This window comes from Pseudonocardia sulfidoxydans NBRC 16205 (assembly GCF_007989085.1).
Lineage (GTDB): Bacteria > Actinomycetota > Actinomycetes > Mycobacteriales > Pseudonocardiaceae > Pseudonocardia > Pseudonocardia sulfidoxydans.
Genome location: NZ_BJVJ01000057.1, coordinates 20,012 through 38,904 on the forward strand (window position 1 = coordinate 20,012; position 18,893 = coordinate 38,904).

The 18,893-nt window shown below is 71.1% G+C and carries 19 protein-coding genes and 1 tRNA gene; 11 read left to right on the top strand and 9 right to left on the bottom strand.

The genetic code is table 11. The features are described 5' to 3' along the window. The first annotated feature begins 22 nt into the window (after positions 1 to 22). The 3 genes from PSU4_RS22530 (at position 23) to PSU4_RS31490 (ending at position 2,452) form a co-directional block, all read left to right on the top strand. Positions 23 to 107: transfer RNA gene (locus PSU4_RS22530), tRNA-Leu, on the top strand. 377 nt (positions 108 to 484) lie between these two features. Continuing rightward, complete coding sequence (locus PSU4_RS22535; protein ID WP_147111986.1) at positions 485 to 2,185, top strand: ATP-binding protein; 1,701 nt, start codon at positions 485 to 487, stop codon at positions 2,183 to 2,185. Positions 2,186 to 2,290: 105 nt separating this feature from the next. Further along, positions 2,291 to 2,452 (top strand): hypothetical protein, encoded by a 162-nt coding sequence (locus tag PSU4_RS31490; protein WP_186817124.1) that lies wholly within the window; start codon positions 2,291 to 2,293, stop codon positions 2,450 to 2,452. Between the two features lie 217 nt (positions 2,453 to 2,669). Here PSU4_RS31490 and PSU4_RS22545 read toward each other — a convergent pair whose 3' ends face one another. From PSU4_RS22545 to PSU4_RS22555, 3 genes are read right to left on the bottom strand one after another with little or no spacing between them, the layout of a single operon-like run. Continuing rightward, a complete protein-coding gene (locus PSU4_RS22545) occupies positions 2,670 to 3,353 on the bottom strand; it encodes a DUF899 family protein (RefSeq protein WP_147111992.1) in 684 nt (227 codons plus the stop codon). Continuing rightward, positions 3,353 to 3,682 (bottom strand): ArsR/SmtB family transcription factor, encoded by a 330-nt coding sequence (locus PSU4_RS22550; protein WP_147112040.1) that lies wholly within the window; start codon positions 3,680 to 3,682, stop codon positions 3,353 to 3,355. Before PSU4_RS22550 ends, PSU4_RS22545 begins: the two co-directional genes overlap by 1 nt. Positions 3,683 to 3,684: 2 nt before the next feature. Further along, positions 3,685 to 4,113 carry an SRPBCC domain-containing protein gene (locus tag PSU4_RS22555; protein ID WP_147111995.1) on the bottom strand — a complete coding sequence of 143 codons (429 nt, stop codon included), beginning with the start codon at positions 4,111 to 4,113 and terminating at the stop codon, positions 3,685 to 3,687. A 213-nt stretch (positions 4,114 to 4,326) separates the two neighbouring features. Here PSU4_RS22555 and PSU4_RS22560 point away from each other — a divergent pair, with 213 nt between their 5' ends. After that, the gene (locus PSU4_RS22560; protein WP_147111999.1) at positions 4,327 to 5,859 is read left to right on the top strand and encodes a class I adenylate-forming enzyme family protein; all 1,533 of its coding nucleotides are present in this window, start codon (positions 4,327 to 4,329) and stop codon (positions 5,857 to 5,859) included. Positions 5,860 to 5,865: 6 nt separating this feature from the next. On the opposite strand, the gene PSU4_RS22565 is transcribed toward PSU4_RS22560, so the two are convergent. Continuing rightward, the gene (locus PSU4_RS22565; protein WP_222596367.1) at positions 5,866 to 6,363 is read right to left on the bottom strand and encodes a pyridoxamine 5'-phosphate oxidase family protein; all 498 of its coding nucleotides are present in this window, start codon (positions 6,361 to 6,363) and stop codon (positions 5,866 to 5,868) included. Next, positions 6,360 to 7,133: an SDR family NAD(P)-dependent oxidoreductase gene (locus PSU4_RS22570; protein ID WP_147112002.1), complete on the bottom strand. Its 774-nt coding sequence runs from the start codon at positions 7,131 to 7,133 to the stop codon at positions 6,360 to 6,362. Before PSU4_RS22570 ends, PSU4_RS22565 begins: the two co-directional genes overlap by 4 nt. Positions 7,134 to 7,221: 88 nt before the next feature. Between PSU4_RS22570 and PSU4_RS22575 the strand changes: the two genes are divergently transcribed. The 6 genes from PSU4_RS22575 to PSU4_RS22600 all read left to right on the top strand — a co-directional run bounded on the left by PSU4_RS22575 (position 7,222) and on the right by PSU4_RS22600 (position 13,375). After that, complete coding sequence (locus PSU4_RS22575; RefSeq protein ID WP_147112005.1) at positions 7,222 to 8,892, top strand: AMP-binding protein; 1,671 nt, start codon at positions 7,222 to 7,224, stop codon at positions 8,890 to 8,892. 18 nt (positions 8,893 to 8,910) lie between these two features. Next, positions 8,911 to 9,153: a hypothetical protein gene (locus PSU4_RS22580; RefSeq protein WP_147112008.1), complete on the top strand. Its 243-nt coding sequence runs from the start codon at positions 8,911 to 8,913 to the stop codon at positions 9,151 to 9,153. A gap of 52 nt (positions 9,154 to 9,205) precedes the next feature. After that, complete coding sequence (locus PSU4_RS22585; protein ID WP_147112011.1) at positions 9,206 to 9,490, top strand: hypothetical protein; 285 nt, start codon at positions 9,206 to 9,208, stop codon at positions 9,488 to 9,490. Positions 9,491 to 9,530: 40 nt separating this feature from the next. After that, positions 9,531 to 10,013 carry a SixA phosphatase family protein gene (locus PSU4_RS22590; RefSeq protein WP_147112014.1) on the top strand — a complete coding sequence of 161 codons (483 nt, stop codon included), beginning with the start codon at positions 9,531 to 9,533 and terminating at the stop codon, positions 10,011 to 10,013. Between the two features lie 202 nt (positions 10,014 to 10,215). Then, entirely contained in the window at positions 10,216 to 11,661 is a 1,446-nt protein-coding gene (locus PSU4_RS22595) for a DUF11 domain-containing protein (protein ID WP_147112015.1), read from the top strand. 190 nt (positions 11,662 to 11,851) lie between these two features. Continuing rightward, complete coding sequence (locus PSU4_RS22600) at positions 11,852 to 13,375, top strand: anti-sigma-D factor RsdA (RefSeq protein WP_147112018.1); 1,524 nt, start codon at positions 11,852 to 11,854, stop codon at positions 13,373 to 13,375. Here the strand turns inward: PSU4_RS22600 and PSU4_RS22605 are convergent. Continuing rightward, positions 13,362 to 13,865, bottom strand: coding sequence for a MarR family winged helix-turn-helix transcriptional regulator (locus tag PSU4_RS22605; RefSeq protein WP_147112021.1), 504 nt, complete (start codon positions 13,863 to 13,865; stop codon positions 13,362 to 13,364). The genes PSU4_RS22600 and PSU4_RS22605 overlap by 14 nt on opposite strands. Next, the gene (locus PSU4_RS22610) at positions 13,843 to 14,949 is read right to left on the bottom strand and encodes an LLM class flavin-dependent oxidoreductase (protein WP_147112024.1); all 1,107 of its coding nucleotides are present in this window, start codon (positions 14,947 to 14,949) and stop codon (positions 13,843 to 13,845) included. Before PSU4_RS22610 ends, PSU4_RS22605 begins: the two co-directional genes overlap by 23 nt. A 300-nt stretch (positions 14,950 to 15,249) precedes the next feature. Between PSU4_RS22610 and PSU4_RS22615 the strand changes: the two genes are divergently transcribed. Continuing rightward, positions 15,250 to 16,476, top strand: a complete 1,227-nt coding sequence (locus PSU4_RS22615) for an MSMEG_0568 family radical SAM protein (protein ID WP_147112027.1) — start codon at positions 15,250 to 15,252, stop codon at positions 16,474 to 16,476. A 61-nt stretch (positions 16,477 to 16,537) separates the two neighbouring features. Here PSU4_RS22615 and glmS read toward each other — a convergent pair whose 3' ends face one another. Together glmS and PSU4_RS22625 are read right to left on the bottom strand one after the other, a co-directional pair. Beyond that, positions 16,538 to 18,373 (bottom strand): glutamine--fructose-6-phosphate transaminase (isomerizing), encoded by a 1,836-nt coding sequence (glmS, locus tag PSU4_RS22620; protein WP_147112030.1) that lies wholly within the window; start codon positions 18,371 to 18,373, stop codon positions 16,538 to 16,540. A 9-nt stretch (positions 18,374 to 18,382) separates the two neighbouring features. Next, positions 18,383 to 18,661 (bottom strand): hypothetical protein, encoded by a 279-nt coding sequence (locus PSU4_RS22625; RefSeq protein ID WP_147112034.1) that lies wholly within the window; start codon positions 18,659 to 18,661, stop codon positions 18,383 to 18,385. Positions 18,662 to 18,893: the final 232 nt, after the last annotated feature.

An 18,893-nucleotide genomic window follows, 5' to 3' on the forward strand; every position in this document is an offset into this window, starting at 1 on the left:
GTCGCGGTGACCGCGGCAGCAAGTCCGAGTGGCGGAATGGCAGACGCGCTAGCTTGAGGTGCTAGTGCCCTTTAACGGGCGTGGGGGTTCAAGTCCCCCCTCGGACACTCACGAAATATTGGCCGCTTTCAGCTTGTGACGGTCAGCGTGCACGTGATGAGACGTCTGCGCTACCGATCGGCCACTGATCAACCAGGTAAGCGACCGTTCAGACGCTGGCAAACAGTCGATGACCCACGTGATCGACTGGGCATCGGTCGTCCTGGGGCAACTACCCCGCACGCCGACCAGCCGGCGGCCGGTCCGCGACAGCCCTCGGCCTGGACAGGAACCACTACGTTCTCGCACGCGCAAACGGCGGAAAGTCGTCCAGTTCGGTCCGCCAGGCGCCACCGAAGCCGGCTCGAACCTCGCTAGCCGCTACTTCTCACTTACTTCACACTTCAGCGATGCCCGCGTGCGAAGCAAGTGCTAAGTTCCTTGAGTGGACCCGGACGACCTCGCTGGCCTCCTGCACACGCTTCGCCGCTTCGGTTCCGAGCCGAGCAACGTCGAGGTCAAGAGCGGCGCCGGGGGCTTCCCCAGCTCCCTCCGCGAGACACTGGTCGCGTTCGCGAATACAGACGGCGGTGTCATTGTGGTCGGGGTCGACGAGGCCGCTGGCTTCGCAGTCGTCGACTTGCCCGAAGTAGGTCAGTATCGTGACCAGCTCGTCGCCATGAGCAGTACTGCGGTCACACCCCCGCTCCGGATCGAGACCGAGTTCGTCCAAGTGGAGGGAGCTCGAGTCCTCCTCGCGGTCGTACCGGCCCTTCCCGCTGATCAGCGCCCTGCGTATGTCACAAGCAAAGGGGTCTCCACCGGTGCGTACATCAGAACCGGCGATGGTGACCGGAGAATGTCCGAGGCGGAAATCGGGCTGACCTACGCGTCTCGCACCCAGCCGGTCTACGACCGTGAACGTGTCGAGGGAGCGGTCCTCGACGACCTCGACCGAGCGTCTGTTGCGCGCACTCTGGAACGTGTCAGGGTTGGCTCGGCGTACCTGCGCGATGTTGACGACGCGACGGCGTTGCACCGTCTTGGCGCGTTGTCCGGGCCGGAATCCAGTGCCTCGCCGACGTTGGCCGGAATCCTGACCTTCGGCCGATTTCCTCAGCAGTTCTTTCCTCAACTCATGGCTTCAGTCGTCGTTCATCCGCACGATGCCGACAGCGTCGACACTCGATTTGTGGACAATGTCACACTACGCGGATCGATACCAGAAATAGTTGCCGAGTGCCTCGCAACACTGCGTCGCAACCTCTCAGCGCGAGCATTGAATGTTGCCGGCGGCCGCACCGATCGTCTCGATTTCCCTTTGGCCGCGATCAGAGAGGCCGTCGTTAATGCGCTGATGCACCGGGACTACAGCCCGATCACCCGCGGCACCCAGGTCCAGATCGAACTGCTGCCGGATCGATTGGTCATTCGGAGCCCAGGAGGTTTGTACGGGCCCATTTCTGAAGAGGATCTCGGTGAGATCGACGTGTCGTCGTCACGCAACGCCGCACTCGCGCAGCTCCTGTCTGACACGCATCTCCCCCGATCGGAGCAGCTTGTCGCCGAAAACCGAGCCTCGGGTATCCCCCTCATGATCGCTCAGGCCCGAACGCACGGGCTGCGACCCCCGACCTTCGAGTCGAGGGTCACCCATTTCACGGTCGCGATGGGACGCTCCGAACTCCTTGGCCCTGATGTCCGAGCGTGGCTTGCAAGCCTGCACACCCCACTGCCCACCTCCGCTCACGAGATCGCGGTTGCGATGATGCGAGGAGGCGGCTTCGTCACGAATGCCACCCTGCGTGAGTGGGGCGTCGAACGACATGTGGCCGGTGCTGTTCTGCGCAATCTGACGGAGGCTGGAGTCGCGATCAGGCAGGGGGGGCGCCGATATGCGAGATACGTGCTCGATCCCGATATTCGACAGCAGGACACACCTCGCGCATCACCGGAGACCGACATGGCATCGATGCTACAAGCTCGACGAATTGCGACTGCGGCCGAACTTGCAACGGCCACCGGCCTCAGTCGATCAGCCGTGCTGAAGAACTTGAACGCGCTGATCTCCGCCGGCGCAGTGCAGGCGCTCGGGGCGGCGCGAAGCCCGAAACGAACGTACGAATGGATCGGCCGACCCCAATGACCAGTTTGCGGAGAACTTGATCCTGCTGCGCTCATCTCCTGCCTTCTCCCGGTCCACGCCACGTGGCCGGAATTCTCCTGGCCATTCCGGATCGTCCTGACCACCGTGATCAACAACAGCACCGCGGCCCGCAGCGGCTTCGTCATCTCCAACTCAGCCGGCTCCACCGTCACCTTCTTCCGAAGCGACAGGAAGGTCTGCGTCGTCCGGCATATCTGGGGCTCCGACATCGCCTGGCCGATCATTTCTGTCGGTGCACTCTTCTAGCCTGTCGAGGACGCTGGGAGGAACGATGGACTTCGACGCGGTCGACATGCTTCGGGAGCGACATCCTGCATGGCAGCTTCTTCGGGCCGGTAACGCCTCGCTCGTCCTCTCGTTCGTCGGCGCCCACTTCGTCGACGGCAACCACGGGTGGACTGGGGTTGGGTCACGGATCGGCTGCCCCACCCCCTGAGCTCTCCCTCAAGTGCCTGCCACCCGCTCACCTGAAGCGGCCGAAGCTGGTCGACGATCCGTCGATCGTCATCGTGTTGGGGAAGATCGCCGTCGGCACCTGGGGCCAGCCTTCGGGCGAGTCCTCCCAATCCTCCCCGCGGCCGTATGCGGTCAGGTCGAGCACACCCGTCGTGAAGGTGAGGCCGTCGATCCCGCGCGAGGTCGTCGCGTAGGTGAGGTACACGGCGTTTCCGACCTTCAGGAACGCGGAGAGCCGGAACCCGCCGCCGGCACCGGTGTCGGAGGTCCAGGTCGTCCCGTGCGACGACGCGTACGGCAGCGTCCATCCGCGGCGCGCCCAGTAGGCGTCGAGCTGCGCGAGCGGCATGTCCGACACGACTCGGAACGCGACGCCGTTCTCCGCGAGCAGTCGGGGCGCCGAGGCGGGGAGGTTGTCGGTGAACCACGTGCAGCCCGGGCAGAAGTGGTCGGGGCCGTTGTCCATGAACTGGTAGACGACGAGCTGGTCGTGGCCGTCGAACAGGTCGGCGAGCGTCCGCGGACCGTCAGGTGTCTGGAAGTCGCAGGAAGCGACCGCGGTCATCGGGAGCCGGCGTCGGCGGGCGGCGACCGCATCGAGGGACCGCCGCGCCTCCTTCTCGGCGGTCAGCAGATCGGCTCGGGCCGACGCCCATTCCCGTGGGTCGACGATCGTCGGTGTGGATGCCATCAGTTCTCCAGGTGGTTCTTGAGTGCGGCGAGTGGGCCGTCCCAGTCGCGGGCGAGCGCGGCGAGGAACTGCTGGGCGACCTGCATGGGTGCCGACCGCAGCCGGTACCGGACGCGGCGCCGCTCCCCCGGCTCGGCCGTCACCAGCCCGGCGTCGGCGAGCAGGCCGAGGTGCTTGGCGATCGCCTGCCGCGAGATGGGCAGCCGCGTCGCGAGATCGGTGGCCGTCGACGGGCCCTGCGTCGCCAGGGACGCCAGCAGCGCGCGCCGGCTGGGGTCGGCGAGGGCGGCGAAGACCTGTTCCGCGACCGCCTCGGCGTCGTCAGGCAGGTTCATGCGGCCAGGTAGTCGACCAGTTCGCCCAGCTCAGCGGCCCAGCCGTGGGTGTGATCGTCGTACTCGGCGCGGCGGACGTCGTCGGGGAGCTGGGCGAACCCGGTCTCGACGACCGTGAGCCGCGTCCCGGCACCCGCCGCCTCGAGGGTGAACTCGACGTAGGTGCGGCGCGGGTCGTCGGCACTCAGGCTCTGGCTGCTCCAGGTGAACGCGAACAAGGCCGGTTCCTCGACGCGTTCGACCCGCATCTCGGCGTGGTGTCCGGCGTCCCAGCTCATCGACGCCGCGCCGCCGGGCCTCAGGTCGATCTTCGCCTCCTGGCCGAACCAGGCCGCGAGGCCGTCGGCGGTGGTGAGCGCGGTCCACACGTCGGCGGGCGGGCGTGAGATGTCGACGGTGCGCTCGATGCGGTCGGGGAATGCCATCGTTCCTCCTCAGTAGCAACTGAACGGTTGCGACATTATGGCAACCGTTCAGTTGCGTCAAGAGCTCCAGCACGAGGCAGCCGCACCGGGGTCGTGAGCGGCAATAGTCGCGATAGCGACTATTGCCGCTCACAGGGGTTCGAGGGCGAGTGCCGCTTGGCAAGCTCCGACAGCTGCGCCACACTGCCTACCAACCGGCCGGAAGGTGCGACGATGCCCTCGACCACGCTCGGCGAGCTGCTGGAGCGTCGTGCCGCGCAGCGGCCGGACGCCGAGGCGGCGGTCTTCCCCGACGGCGCGACGACCTACGCCGAGCTGGCCGAACGCGCCCGCCGGTTCGCGCGCGGACTGGCCGGACTCGGGGTCGGGAAGGGCGACCGGGTCGGGATCCTGCTGCCGGCATCGGCAGACCTGCTCGCCGCGTTGATCGGCGCCACCCGGATCGGGGCGATCGCGGTGCCGGTCAACGCGCGGTTCAAGGCTGTCGAGCTCGGCGGGATCGTCTCGCACTCGGGCATGCGGGTCCTCGTCACCGAGGGCCGGGAGCCCGAGCTGCCCGACGCTCCCGAGCTGGAGCACGTCGTCGTCCTGGGGCGCGACGAGCTGCCGGACGCCGATCTCCCCGACATCACGACGACGCCGAGCGACACGGCGGTGATCGTCTACACCTCGGGGACGACGGCGGCCCCCAAGGGCGCGATGCTCCCCCACTCGGCGCTCACCGGGCTGGCGGCCGGGATCGTCGAGCGCATGCAGCTCACCGCCGACGACCGGGTGTGGACGGCGATCCCGCTCTTCCACGGCGGCGGCCTCACGTTCGCGTTCTCGTGCCTCACCGCGGGCGCGCCGTTCGTGCATCCCGGCCACTTCGACCCGTCGACGACGCTGGAGTACCTCACCGAGCAGCGCGTCACCGTCGCGCTGGCCGCGTTCGAGACGATCTGGATGCCGGTGCTCGACCGGCCCGACTTCGCCGGGTTCGATCTCTCCCGAATCCGGGTCGTGATGGCCGTCGGAGTGCCGGAACGGTTGCGCGACATGGCGTCGCGGCTGCCGCAGGCGGTGCACGTGTCGTGTGTGGCGATGACGGAGTCGTCGGCGTTCCTGACGCTCAACCGGCTCGACGACCCCGCCGACGCCCGCGCCACGACCGGCGGGCACCCGATGCCGGGCATGCAGTGCCGCGTCGTCGACCCCGGGACCGGACGGGACCAGCCGCCCGGCACCCCCGGTGAGCTGCTGTTCCGCGGCCCCAACGCGTTCACCGGCTACTTCCGCGACCCGGAGCACACGGCGTCGGTGATCGACGCCGACGGCTGGTTCCACAGCGGCGACCTGGTCGTGGCCGACGACGACGGCCGGCTGACGTTCCGGTCGCGGCTCAAGGACATGCTGAAGGTCGGCGGGGAGAACGTGGCGGCGGCCGAGGTGGAGGACCACCTGCTGCACCATCCGGCGGTCGCGGTCGTCGCGGTGGTGGCGGCGCCCGACGCACGCTACGTCGAGGTCCCGGCGGCGTACGTGCAGCTCCGGGAGAACGCACGCGCGTCCGAGAAGGAGCTGATCGACTTCTGCCTCGGCCGGATCGCGACGTACCGGGTGCCGCGCTACGTCCGGTTCGTCGACGGGCCCGCCGACTGGCCGATGTCCGGCACGAAGATCAAGAAGTACGTGCTCCGGGAACGGATCGCGGCCGAGCTCCAGGCCGCGGGGATCACCGAGGCACCGAAACCGGTCGTGGCCTAGCGTGGCCTAGCTCCCGCGCCCGTCGCCGGCGACGCGACGGGAGTCGTGCGACTGCGGCATCCCGACGATCTCGACGCGGATGACGACGCGGCGCGGACTGTCGAGCAGCGCCAGCATGCGCTCCTGCCCTGCTGGGGCCAGCCGGGCCGCGAGCAGCGGCAGGACGCGGTCGAGCGTCGCCCGGTCGCGGTGCACCGTGGCGCGGCCCTTGAGCCGCACCATCCGCCGCCCGGGCAGGTCGGTCCCGGCGTTGCTGATCACCATGCCGACGCGCGGGTCACGCTCCACCGCGGCGACGTGCGCGCGGCCGGTCACCGCGGTCAGCCAGACGCCGTCGTCGGCCCAGAGGTGGCTCATCGTGACGCCGGCGGGCCAGCCGTCGGCGTCGGTGAACAGGAAGGTGCACTCACGCGCGACCGTCGCCAGTTCCGCCAGCCCCGAGACGGCGAGCCGGGCCTGCCGCATGTCCTCCAGGTCGGTGACGCCGACGCGATCGGGAGTCACAACAGAGTGGAGTCGGGGCCGCCCGCGTCGACCTGGATGCGCTGGCCCGTCAGGTAGTCGGCGTCCGTCGACGCGAGGAAGGCCACGACGCCGGCGACGTCGTCGGGACGTGCGACCCGGCCGAAGGGGTACGACGGATCGAGCTCCTCGATCGTGCGTCCGGCCGCCGCGGCGGCGAGGCGCGAGCCCATGTCCGTGGCGACGAGCCCGGGCGCGACGATGTTGACCCGCACCCCGTGGCGACGCTCCTCGCGGGCCAGCGTGCGCGCCGCGGCCTCCAATGCCGCCTTGGCCATCGTGTAGGGGGCGCCGCCCGGCGGGGTCTCGCCGACGATCGAGCTGGAGATCACGACGACGTCGGACCGCGCGCGCGTGCGCATCCCCGGCAGCAGGAGCCGGACCAGCTCCAGCGGCCCGAGGGTGTGCACGCGCAGCAGCCGCATGTACTCCTCGGGGCCGGTGTCGGCGATCGAGGTGCCGCGGCTGGCGGTCCCCGCGTTGGAGACGAGCAGGTCGACGGTGCCGAGGTCCCGCTCGATCGCGGCCACCATCGCGGCGACCGCGTCGGCGTCGTCGACCGCCGCCCGGTATCCGACAGCGGTGCCCCCTGCCGCCGTGATGGCGGCGACGACCTCGTCGGCGGCCGCCTCGTCACGGCGGTAGTTGAGGGCGACCGTCGCACCGTCGGCGGCGAGTCGCGTGGCGATCCCGCGGCCGACGCCGCGCGATCCCCCGGTGACCAGCGCGACCCGGCCCTTCAGGTCAGCCAACGCGATCCGCCGCCATTCCGACTCCCTTGTCCGTCCCTCACCCCCACGGTAGCGTGTCAAACGATTGGTAGACAGCCGGAGGCCGCGCATGACGACCGTCCCCGATCTACTCGACCGCCGCGCCGTCGACAGCCCCGACCAGGGCGTCGCCTTCCCCGACGCACGCATGACCTACCCCGAGCTGGCCGCTGCGTCGCGCGACGCGGCGCGGGCCCTCCACGCCCTCGGCGTCCGCGCGGGCGACAGCGTCGGACTGCTCCTGCCCGGCCGCCTCGACAGCGTGCTGTGGTGGCTCGCCGCCGCGCGGATCGGCGCCGTCACCGTGCCGGTCAATGTACGACTCAAGGCCCGCGAGCTCGCGTACATGATCGAGAACGCGGACATGACGGTCCTGCTCGCCGCTGCCGAGCTCGCACCCGTCCTCGACGAGGCCCTGCCCGACGGCGCGGCCCCGCAGCTGCGGGCGATCGTGTCGCTCGACGACGACACCCCACCGGGCTGGATGCCCCGCGCCGACCTCGAGGCCGTGTTGTCGACCGAGGCCGACGTCGCCACCGCGCAGTCCGCGATCGACCCGGCCGACCCGGTCGTCATGCTCTACACCTCGGGAACGACGTCGCGCCCGCGCGGCTGCCTGCACAGCCACGCCTCTCTCGTCGAGGAGGGCGAGGCCGTCACCGAACGGCTCGGCCTGCGCCCCGACGACCGCTTCTGGACCCCGCTCCCGATGTTCCACTGCGGCGGTTTCGACGTCGCCATGAGCGCGTTGGCGGGCCGCTGCGGCATGGTCCACGTCGGCACCTTCGAGCCGGGTCGTGCGCTCGCCCAGCTCGCCGGCGAACGCTGCACGGTCGGGTTCCCGGCCTTCGACACGATCTGGGTGCCGGTCCTCGACCATCCCGCGTTCCCCGACACCGACCTCTCCGCCCTGCGGATGGTGCTCAACGTCGGCAGCCCCGAACGGATGCGGTCGATGCAGGCGCGGCTGCCGCACGTCGTGCAGATGTCGTGCACCGGATCGACCGAGTCGTTCGGGTTCTGCTGCATGGGCTCCCCCGACGACCCCGCCGACGTCCGCGCCACCACCTGCGGGCGGCCGCTGCGCCACATGCAGGCCCGCGTCGTCGACCCCGACACCGGTGTCGACGTGCCGGCGGGGACGCCGGGCGAGTTCCGGTTCCGCGGCGGCTCACGGTTCCTGCGCTACCACCGCGACGACGCGCTCACCGCGGAACGCATCGACGTCGACGGCTGGTTCTCCTCCGGCGACCTCGTCGTCGCCGACGCCGAGGGGCGCGTCGCGTTCGTGTCGAGGCTCAAGGACATGCTCAAGGTCGGCGGGGAGAACGTCGCCGCCGCGGAGCTGGAGGGCTTCCTCGGCGAACACCCGGCCGTCGGACTCGTCCAGGTCGTCGCCGCCCCCGACGCCCACTACGGCGAGGTGCCCGCCGCGTTCGTCCAGCTCCGCGCCGGCGCCGAGGCCACCGAGGACGAGCTGATCGCCTTCTGCCGCGGCACGATCGCCGGGTTCAAGGTGCCGCGCTACGTACGGTTCGTCGACGAGTGGCCGATGTCGGGCACCAAGGTCCAGAAGTTCCGGCTGCGCGACCGGCTCGCCGCCGAGCTCGCGGCCGGCGGCGTCACCGGGCCCCACGTCCCGCCCCCGCGTGACCCGCGCCTCACACCAGGCAAGCTCACGGCAAACAGTTCGGAAGCGACTGTCCAATCACAGCCCGGCGTGCCGTCGACCGGGCGGTGACCCGGTAGCGTCGTCCCCATGAACGACGTGACGGTGCCCCTCCGAGCGGCGAACCCCCGGCGCAACCCCGCCTTCGCCATCGCCGTCACCTGGGCCCTGGCCGCGCTCGTCACCCTCGCCGTCGCCGCCGAGACGCGGATCGGCCCGGTCATCGTCAAGTTCACCCCGAAGCACGGCATCCACCTCGGCGACCTCGCGGTCTTCTTCGGCTGCACCGCCATCGCACTCGTCGTCACCGCGGCCCTGCTGTCCCGGCGCTGATCGTCTCCAAACGAGACAGCCGGGCACGCAAGATCCCGCTACGGTGCCGCTCATGGCGGCCGCTATCGACGTCCTCGACGCCCTCAGCAACGTCCCCGCCCTGCGCGACGCGCAGGTGTGGGAGATCGTCCGCTGCTGCCGCGCGTTCCGCGAGCACCCCGACGGGGGCGACCAGACCGTCGAGATCGAGATCAGCTCCGACGGCGCGGGCCGCTACATCGTCGTCGCCACCGACGTGGCCCGCGGCCTCACCGCGCAGGGCGTGCCCATGCCCGGGCTGAACGGCGCGGTCAACATGGTGCCCTGGTACATGCTCGACGACCCCGCGTCCGCGTGACAGCGGGCGAACCAGCGGCCACTGCGGAAGGATCGCGGCCATGAGCGACCGCCGGCTCGTCGTCCTGCGCCACTCCAAATCGGACTGGTCGACGGACGCACCCGACCACAGCCGCCCCCTCAACGTGCGCGGCCGCCGCGACGGCCCCGAGGCCGGCCGCTGGCTACGGATGAACGTGGGCACCCCCGACGCGGTCGTCTGCTCGTCGGCGACCCGTACCCGCCAGACCTGGGAGCTCGCCTCGGCCGCCCTGCGCGAGCCGCCGGAACCCGAGTTCAGCGACGACGTCTACGACGCCTCCGCCGTCCAGTTGCTGGAGGTCGTCAGCGGCCTCCCGGACTCGGCCGCGTGCGTCCTCCTGATCGGCCACAACCCCGGCCTCGAGGACCTGACGACGCTGCTCGCCGGGGAGTTCCTGCCCATGACGACGTCGGCCGTGGCCGTCCTGACCTGGCCCGGGTCGTGGAGCGACGTCGGGATGCACCCCGCGACACTCGAGGCGCACGCAGTTCCCCGGGGCTGACCCGACACCGCCGACCCCGCACCGAACCGGTGGCGGAGCCCGCTGTCACTCCTCCGAGTGGCCTCACGGTCGTTCGGTAACGGACGAGCGGACAGGGCCGAAAGGTCGGGCGGACGCAGGAGACGGGCCCGGTCTGGGGCCCGGGCCTGGGTCCGGTCAGCCCGGTCAACCGGGTCCTCCGCGCCACATCGAGGTGTCAGTCGTGCGCCACCGCACCCCCACCGCACCATCACCCGACGGCCTGTCCCGACGGCGCCACAACCGCCTGCGCCGCACCGGTTTCCTCGCAGGACTGACCGCGGCCGCGCTCGTCGCCGGCATGGCGACGGTCACCGGCACCGCCGCGGCAGCCACGCCGACCAGGGTCAGCGATGCGGACATCGCCGCGAGCTGCGGCGTCGCCGGGAAGTTCTGCCACGAGGGCGACGCCCGGGTCGTCGACGACCCGGGCGCCAACGAGGGCAACGGCTACCTGCGGCTGAACACGCCGAACGGGGAGAAGGCGTACGTCTTCAACCGTGACTTCTACGGCAAGCCGCTGTCGTCCCTGACCGACCTCACGTACGAGACCTACATCGAGCAGCCCGGCACCGCCAACGCCCAGCAGGCCCCGTCGTTCAACATCGAGGTCACCACCGCGCAGGGCTTCACGACCCTCGTCTGGGAGCCCGTCTACAGCGGTACCCCGGTCACGACGGGCCAGTGGCAGACCTGGTCGGTGTCGACGGCGAAGGGCTGGTGGGCGTCGAAGGACGTCACGTCCACGGACACCCTGAACAAGTACGGCTTCACGACCTACACCGCGACCTTCGCCGACGTGAAGGCCGCCCTGGGCACCGCGACCATCGGCCAGATCGGCATCAACCAGGGCAGCGGTGCTCCCGGTCTGCGGGCCCGCGTCGACCGTTTCGGTCTCAACGGCACGATCTACGACTTCGACAACCCCGTCGTCCCGACGACGATCGTCGCGACCGCAGGTGACGGGCAGACCGCGCAGACCGGCAAGCCCTTCGCCACCGCGCTCGCCACGAAGGTCACCGGTGCCGGCAACCTGGCCGCCCCCGACCGGACGGTCACCTACACGGTGACGTCGGGCTCGGCGTCGTTCCCGGGTGGGAAGACGGCCACGGCCACGACGGGTGCCGACGGCGTCGCGACCGCGCCCACCCTCACCGCGGGCACCGACGCGGGCCCCGTCACCGTCACGGCCACGACCGGCACCCTCGCCCCGGTGACGTTCACCGAGACCGTCGCCGCCCCGCCCGCCACGGGCAGGAACCGCGCCGACATCGCCGTCACCCTGACCGTGCCCACCACGGTCACCCGGAACGGCACGGTCCAGGCGGTCGTCACGGTTCGCAACAACGGTCCGTTCGACGCCGCCGGCGTCACGGCGGCGCTGACGATGCCCGACGCCCTCACGGTCGTCGCCGCTCCGGGCGGTATCGCGCCGCCCAAGGGCCACAACGTGGCGTACCTGATCCCGTCGATCACGGCGTCGACCCAGGTCGTGTACACCGTGACGCTCAAGGCCGACGCCCGGACCACCGGCCCACAGACGCTGCGGGCCGCCGCGATCCCGACCCGGGTGCCCGACCCGAACCTCCTCGACAACGCCGCCGTGTCCACGGTCACAATCAAGAAGTAGGCGCGGGCCGCTCCGCAGGTCAGCACCGGCCGCACCCCCGAGAGGAGGTGCCGCCGGTGCTGCATCAGGACGAGCGGATGCCGGTTTGCGGGCGGTGCCGGACGTCTGACGGCCTGTAACGGACCGCGGGCCGTGGACGAATCACCAGGAGCCCGACGGGGAGGTCCGCGGACCCGCAGGAGGTGAGAACGTGCACGAGTCGGATGGCGGCGACGAGCCCGTCCGCCACCGCCCGCACCCGGCCGACCCTGCCGCACCGCTGCAGCTGGGCGACATCCAGGCCGACGACGCGTTGATCGACGCGCTCGGTTCCGGGTCCCTGCGTGCCACCGACGCGCTGGCCACCAGCGACGACGTCGACGACCGGCTGGCCGCGATGCTCGCGTCGTGGGTCGCCGCCGTGCAGGAGCCCTGCGCGCCGCGCGACGCCGCCCTCGCGGCCGCCGCGGCCGCGGCGCCGTCCGCCGGGCCCGTCGACGAGTCCGACGACCCCCCTGCCCCCGCCGACACCGCGGACATCACCGGTACCGGCGACGTCCGGGCCCCGCGCCACCGGCGCCGCCGCGACCGGCCGGGGTACGTCATCCGCCTGTCCGCCGCGGCCGTCGTCGCCATCGCGGTCACGGGTGGGATCGCGGTCGGCAACGCCGACACCGCCCGCCCCGGAGACGTGCTGTGGCCGGTGGCCAAGGTCTTCTACCGCGAGCACGCGCGGTCGGTGGAGGCCGCCGGCACCGTCGCCACCCAGCTCGATCGGGCCCGTACCGCGCTGCGCGAGGGCCGCACGGCCGACGCCGCACGCGAGGTCAACGAGATGCAGGCCTCGCTCGCCGTGATCCTGCCCGCCGACGGGCGTGCCGATCTCGACGCCCAGCACACCTCGATCGTCGCGATCGTCGCCGCGACCCCCGACGCCGCCCTGCTCGACCCGAAGCTGCGTGCGCCCGTCGTCCCCGACCTGCTGGGCGCCGAGGCACTGGGGCTGCCGAAGGCTACGGATCTGCCCGCCCCGACGACCACCGCACCCGTGGCGACGGAGGCGTTGCAGTCCTCGGTACCGCCGGCGACCAGCGGCGGGACGTCGACGGCTGGGACGGGCACGGTCCCCCCGCCCGTGACGCCACCGGTCGAGCCGCCGCCTGCCACCGCGCCGCCCGCCGAGCAGCCCACCGGCACCGCGCCGGTCGAGCCGCCGCCCTACATCCCGCCGCTCACCGACCCGCCGGCCGCCGACCCGGGCCCGGACAACGGCGGCAGCGGGAACGGCGACAGCAACGGCGGCAACGGCAACAGCGCGACCGGCAACGACAGCAGCAACACCGGCAGCAGCGGCGCCGACGACAGTGGCACCGACGACAGTGGCACCGGCAGCGGCGCGCAGTCGCAGGGGCCCCCCGGCCCGCCCCCGACGACCGAGGCACCCGCAGAGCAGCCGGTGGCCGCAGGAACGGACTCGAGCAGCTCGGGTGACACCGCGTCGACGGACGGTGGCTCGACCGACGGTGCGTCCGACCCGGACCCCGCCGCCCAGAGCCAGGACGCGATCGCGCAGGGCGCCGACACCGAGGATCCCGGCACCGAGGCCGACCCACAGAGCAGCGACCCACAGGATTCCCAGGGCTCCGGCGGCGTGCTGCTGTCCGTCTCCGCCGACGCCTCGCTCGGTGTCGGGGGCGCCCCGGTGTCGGGGTCCCTCGGCCTCAGCCTGGGCTGACCCGCCCCGGATCGGTCGCACCCGCGCGCAGCTTGTCGCACAGGATGCGCAGCGCGCGCAGCTCACGTTCGTCCAACGACGTCCCGACGACGCGGCGGATGCTCTCCGCGTGCCGGGCGCCCACCCGTCGACGCGCCCGGTCGCCGGCGTCGGTGAGCACGACGACGGTGCCGCGCCGGTCGCCGGGATCCGGTTCGCGCGCAACGAGTCCGGCCTCGGCCATGCGTTCGACGAGCCGCGACAGCGACGGCTGGCTCAGCAGCACCTCGCGGTGCAGGTCCCGGATGCGGGCGCGGTCGTCGGCGGTGCGGTGCAACGTGTGCAGCACGTCGTACTCGTGGACGCCGACGCTGTCCCAGACGTCGTCGGCCTGCAGCAGCCGCCACACGGCGACCTGGCTGCGCAGCAACGACTCCCAGGCGTCGACGGCCGGGCCGGCCCCGACAGGGGCCGACCCGGGGTGCCGGTCAGCCCGCGGCGACGGCGACATCGTGGCCCGCCGTGGCACGGGCCGCGACCCGCGAGGCGTGCGAGGGCGGGTCCGACGGGACACCGGGAGCGCGCAGCTCGTCGAAGCCCTTGCGCAGGTCGGGCAGGATCTCCCCCAGCAGGTCGAGCTGTTCGAGCACGGTCTTGAGCGGCAGACCCGCGTGGTCGACGAGGAACAGCTGGCGCTGGTAGTCGCCGAAGTGCTCACGGAACGTCAGCGTCTTCTCGACGACCTCGGCCGGGCTGCCGACCGTCAGCGGCGTCTGCGACGTGAAGTCCTCCATCGACGGGCCGTGCCCGTAGACCGGGGCCTCGTCGAAGTAGGGCCGGAACTCGTTCCAGGCGTCCTGTGAGCGCGGCCGCATGAAGAACTGCCCGCCCAGCCCGACGACCGCCTGGTCGGCGCGGCCGTGCCCGTAGTGCTCGAAGCGCTGCCGGTAGAGCCCGATCAGCTTCGTGTAGTGCGACGGCGGCCAGAAGATGTTGTTGGCGAAGAACCCGTCGCCGAAGTAGGCGGCGATCTCCGCGACCTCGGGAGTGCGGATCGAGCCGTGCCAGACGAAGGGCGCGACGCCGTCGAGCGGGCGCGGCGTCGACGTGAAGCCGTGCAGCGGGGTGCGGAACCGACCCTCCCAGTCGACGACCTCCTCGTCCCACAGCCGGCGCAGCAGCTGGTAGTTCTCGACGGTCAGCGGCACGCTCTGGTCGATGTCCTGCCCGAACCACGGGTAGACCGGCGCGGTGTTGCCGCGGCCGAGCATCAGGTCGACGCGACCGTCGGCCAGATGCTGCAGCATCGCGAAGTCCTCGGCGATCTTCACCGGGTCGTTGGTGGTGATCAGCGTCGTGGACGTCGACAGCACGAGGCGTTCGGTGCGGGCCGCGATGTGGCCCAGCAGGGTGGTCGGCGACGACGGCACGAACGGCGGGTTGTGGTGCTCGCCAGTGGCGAAGACGTCGAGACCGACGGCCTCCGCATGTTCGGCGAGGGTGACCATCGCCTTGATGCGCTCGTGCTCGGTGGGCACGCGGCCGGTCGTCGGGTCGCGGGTGACGTCCCCGACGGTGAAGATGCCGAACTGCACGGCGGGCCCCCTTCCGGAGCGGAGGTTCATGCGTTTGCATGGACTTCTCGTTCAACCTCGCGTCCACCGGAGATGTTCCCGCCGTGAGGCACAGCACGTCCGCTCGCCGCGCGGAGCCGGGAACCCCACGGTCACCGGCCCCGCGATCACCTACGATGGGGACAGCACGGGTCCACGGCGACGGCCGGAGCGGGCGCCGGAGGCGAACGCAGGGGAATTCAGTTCACCGACTCGTATCGCATCCGACACCTCACCTCCTATAGTGGACGGAACTGCTCGCTATCCCGAGGTGGTTGTCGTATGACCGACGTGCTGGACTCCGCTCCCGCGCGGCCGAGTTCCGAGGTTCCGACCCCGGTCGACTCGACCGACTCCGCAGCCGTTGCGGAACTGATCATGGAGCTGCAGTCGGTGGGGCTGCGGATCGAGACGCGGCTGGAGACCGGCCGCCAGGGCGGCGCCGGCCCGTCCGACTCGGGATTCCTCTGGATCGAAGGCGTTCCGGTCACCGTGCCCCCGAGCGAGTCGTCGCCCTACGCGCTGCGCGCCGAGGACGAAGGCCAGGGCATCTACCGGGGCGAGGTGAAGATCGCCAACGTCTCCGGCACCCGGCGCCCCAAGTTCTACGACCTCACCACCGCCGACGGCATCCCCTACGAGCAGATCGCGCTGCTGCACCTCGACTCCCTCGCGTCGACGGTCGTGCAGGCCTGCAACTACTGGGGCAACTCCGACCAGTGCGGCTTCTGCGGCATCGGGCTGTCCCTCAAGGCCGGGCGCACCATCGCCAAGAAGACCCCCGAGATGCTCGCCGAGGTCGCCCTCGCGGCCAAGGAGCTCGACGGCGCGGTCGACGCCACGCTCACCACCGGCTCGTCGGTCGCCCCCGACCGCGGCGCGCTCTACGTCGCCAAGTGCGGCCAAGCCGTCAAGGAGAAGGCGGGCCTGCCCGTCGAGGTCCAGTTCGAGCCGCCGCGCGACCTCACCTACATCGACCAGGTCCACGACATGGGCGTCGACGCACTCGGCATCCACATCGAGTCGTTCGACCCCAAGGTGCTGGCCAAGGTCGCCCCCGGCAAGTTCCGCACCGGCATGGACACCTACTTCCGCACCTGGGAGTACGCGGTCGAGCGGTTCGGCGAGGGCCGGGTGTCCACCTACGTCATCCTGGGCCTCGGCGAGGACCCCGAGCTGACCGTCGAGATGTGCCGCCGCGCCGTCGACATCGGGGTCTACCCCTTCGTCGTGCCGCTGCGCCCCGTCGCCGGCTCCCTGCTCGAGGACCTGCCCGCGCCGTCGCGCGAGTACACCGAGCCGATCTACCGCAAGGTCGCCGGCTTCCTCGAGGAGAAGGGCCTCGGCGCCGACACCGCCGTCGCCGGCTGTGCACGCTGCCAGGCCTGTTCGAGCCTCAACCTCGTCCAGCAAGCCGGCAACGCGCCGGCGTGCGGCTCCTTCGGAGCCCCCGGCGGCGCCCCCACGGCGCCGCCGCTGCTGCAGATCGGCAAGCGCCCCGGCGCCTGACCGGTCACCACGAACGAGGGGCGGGTCCGCGACCGCGGGCCCGCCCCTGTCCACGTCGCACCTACTCGACCGTGACGCTCTTCGCGAGGTTCCGCGGCCGGTCGACGTCCCGGTCCAGCGCCACCGCGGCGTGGTAGGCCAACAGCTGCAACGGCACCGACTGCAGAATCGGATCCAGCTCCGGCTCGTTCGCCGGGATGACGATCGTCCGGTCGGCGATCTCCACCGGCAGCTCCCGGTTCGCCACCGCAAAGATCGGGCCACGCCGGGCCTTGATCTCCGCCAGCGTCGACGTGTTCTTGTCGAACAGGTCGTCGTCCGGCACCACCGCGACCGTCGGCAGCTCCGGGCTCACCAACGCCAGCGGACCATGCTTCAGCTCCGCCGACGCGTACCCCTCCGCGTGGACGTAGGAGATCTCCTTCAGCTTCTGCGCACCCTCACGCGCCACCGGGAAACCACGACGGCGACCGATGAACAGCACGCTCTCGCGCGCCGCGATCTCCTTCGCGACAGCCTCGATCGCGCCCGTCTCCTTCTCCGCCTCCAGGATCGCCGTGATCTGCTCCGGCAGCTTCGCCAGACCCGCGAGAATGCGCGCCCCCTCCGTCGGCGACAGGTCCCGGATACGACCCAGGTGCAGCGCCAGCAACGCGAACGCCGCCACCGTCGACGTGAACGACTTCGTCGCCGCCACCGACATCTCCGCGCCCGCGTGCAGGTAGATGCCGCCGTCGACCTGACGCGCGATCGTCGAACCCACGACGTTGACCACGCCGATGACCTTGCCGCCCTTGCGCTGGATCTCCTGCACCGCGGCCAAGGTGTCGCTCGTCTCGCCCGACTGGCTCACCGCCACGTACAACGTGTCCGGCTCCACCACCGGGTTGCGGTAACGGAACTCCGACGCCGACTCCGCCGACGCCGGCACCCGCGCCAGATCCTCGATCAGCTGCGCACCCAGATCACCCGCGTAACAGGCCGACCCGCACCCCAGGATCTTCACGCGCCGGAACTCCCGCGCCTCCCGGACCGTCAAGTTCAGCCCACCCAGGTGCGCCGTCGAGAACCGCTCGTCCAGCCGGCCCGACAACGCCCGCTCGATCGACCGCGGCTGCTCCAGGATCTCCTTGATCAGGAAGTGCGCGTGGTCGCCGATCTCGGCGCCGATGATGTCCCAGTCGATCGTCGACGGGCTCTTCGCCGTCGCCCGGTCGTCGATCGTGAACGTCCGGTAGCCGGTCGCCGTGATCGTCGCCAGCTCGCCGTCGTCCAGGTACACGACCTGGCGCGTGTAGCCCACCAGCGCCGCCGCGTCCGACGCGACGAACATCTCCTTCTCACCCACACCCAGCAGCACCGGCGACCCGTTGCGCGCCACCACGATCCGGTCCGGGTGCTCGGTGTCGAGCACCGCCAGCCCGTACGCGCCGACGACCTGCCGCAACGCCAGGCGCACCGCCTGCTCCAGCGTCTCCGCGCCCGCCCCGAACGCCGCCGCCACCAGGTGCGCCACCGTCTCGGTGTCGGTCTGCGACGCGAACTCCACGCCGTCCGCGGTCAGCTTCGCCCGCAGCTCCTCGGCGTTCTCGATGATGCCGTTGTGCACCACCGCGACCCGGCCCGCCATGTCGGTGTGCGGGTGCGCGTTGTCGACACTCGGCTCGCCGTGCGTCGCCCAACGGGTGTGCCCGATGCCGGGCGACCCCTTGAACCGGGCGGGAAGATCACCCGCGAGGTCGGCCACCCTGCCACTGACCTTGCGCACCTTCAGCGCGCCGCGGTGCAGCACCGCGAGACCGGCCGAGTCGTACCCGCGGTACTCCAACCGGCCGAGGCCCTCCAGCAGGATCGGGGCGGCGTCCTGCGCCCCGACGTATCCGACGATCCCGCACACGTGCGGCTCCTATCCGTAGACGATCCGTCGCAACTGGCGGGCCGACAGCGCCGGCGGCGCCACCCGACGGGCAGCCAGCTCGGCGCCCACCCGCTCGAAGATGCGATCGTTGGTCATCCCCCGACGTTGCAGCTCCCCGTGCCGACGCCGCACGTAGCGCTCCGTCGACTCGGCGAAATAGCCGAGAACCTCGGCCACCACCCGCTGCGCCTCCCCCACCGACAACGGCGTGCTCTGCACCAGGTGCTCCACGAGCTCCACATGAGCGTCGAGGGGGTCAGCGGGCACCCCGAGATGGTGCCCGACCCCGGCGCGAAACGCCAAAATCCTGCCCGAAATCGGGCAAGGTTCCGCCGTTCCCCGCTTCAGACACGCCGCTCACCCACCCGAGCAGCAACCCCACCCCTGACGTCGCTCCCCGCCCCGCCAACGTTTCCGGCGCCGGAGGTGCTTCGCCCGTAATCAGCGCCCGTGATCAGCGTCCGTGGCGGATGGGCGACGCCCGGGTCGCACATCCATG

Excerpts from the sequence above, each read along its gene's own strand:
- PSU4_RS22545 (WP_147111992.1), bottom strand. The coding sequence starts at position 3,353 with ATGGCATCCACACCGACGATCGTCGACCCACGGGAATGGGCGTCGGCC.
- PSU4_RS22555 (WP_147111995.1), bottom strand. The coding sequence starts at position 4,113 with ATGGCATTCCCCGACCGCATCGAGCGCACCGTCGACATCTCACGCCCG.
- PSU4_RS22560 (WP_147111999.1), top strand. The coding sequence starts at position 4,327 with ATGCCCTCGACCACGCTCGGCGAGCTGCTGGAGCGTCGTGCCGCGCAG.
- PSU4_RS22575 (WP_147112005.1), top strand. The coding sequence starts at position 7,222 with ATGACGACCGTCCCCGATCTACTCGACCGCCGCGCCGTCGACAGCCCC.
- PSU4_RS22580 (WP_147112008.1), top strand. The coding sequence starts at position 8,911 with ATGAACGACGTGACGGTGCCCCTCCGAGCGGCGAACCCCCGGCGCAAC.
- PSU4_RS22585 (WP_147112011.1), top strand. The coding sequence starts at position 9,206 with ATGGCGGCCGCTATCGACGTCCTCGACGCCCTCAGCAACGTCCCCGCC.
- PSU4_RS22590 (WP_147112014.1), top strand. The coding sequence starts at position 9,531 with ATGAGCGACCGCCGGCTCGTCGTCCTGCGCCACTCCAAATCGGACTGG.
- PSU4_RS22605 (WP_147112021.1), bottom strand. The coding sequence starts at position 13,865 with ATGTCGCCGTCGCCGCGGGCTGACCGGCACCCCGGGTCGGCCCCTGTC.
- PSU4_RS22615 (WP_147112027.1), top strand. The coding sequence starts at position 15,250 with ATGACCGACGTGCTGGACTCCGCTCCCGCGCGGCCGAGTTCCGAGGTT.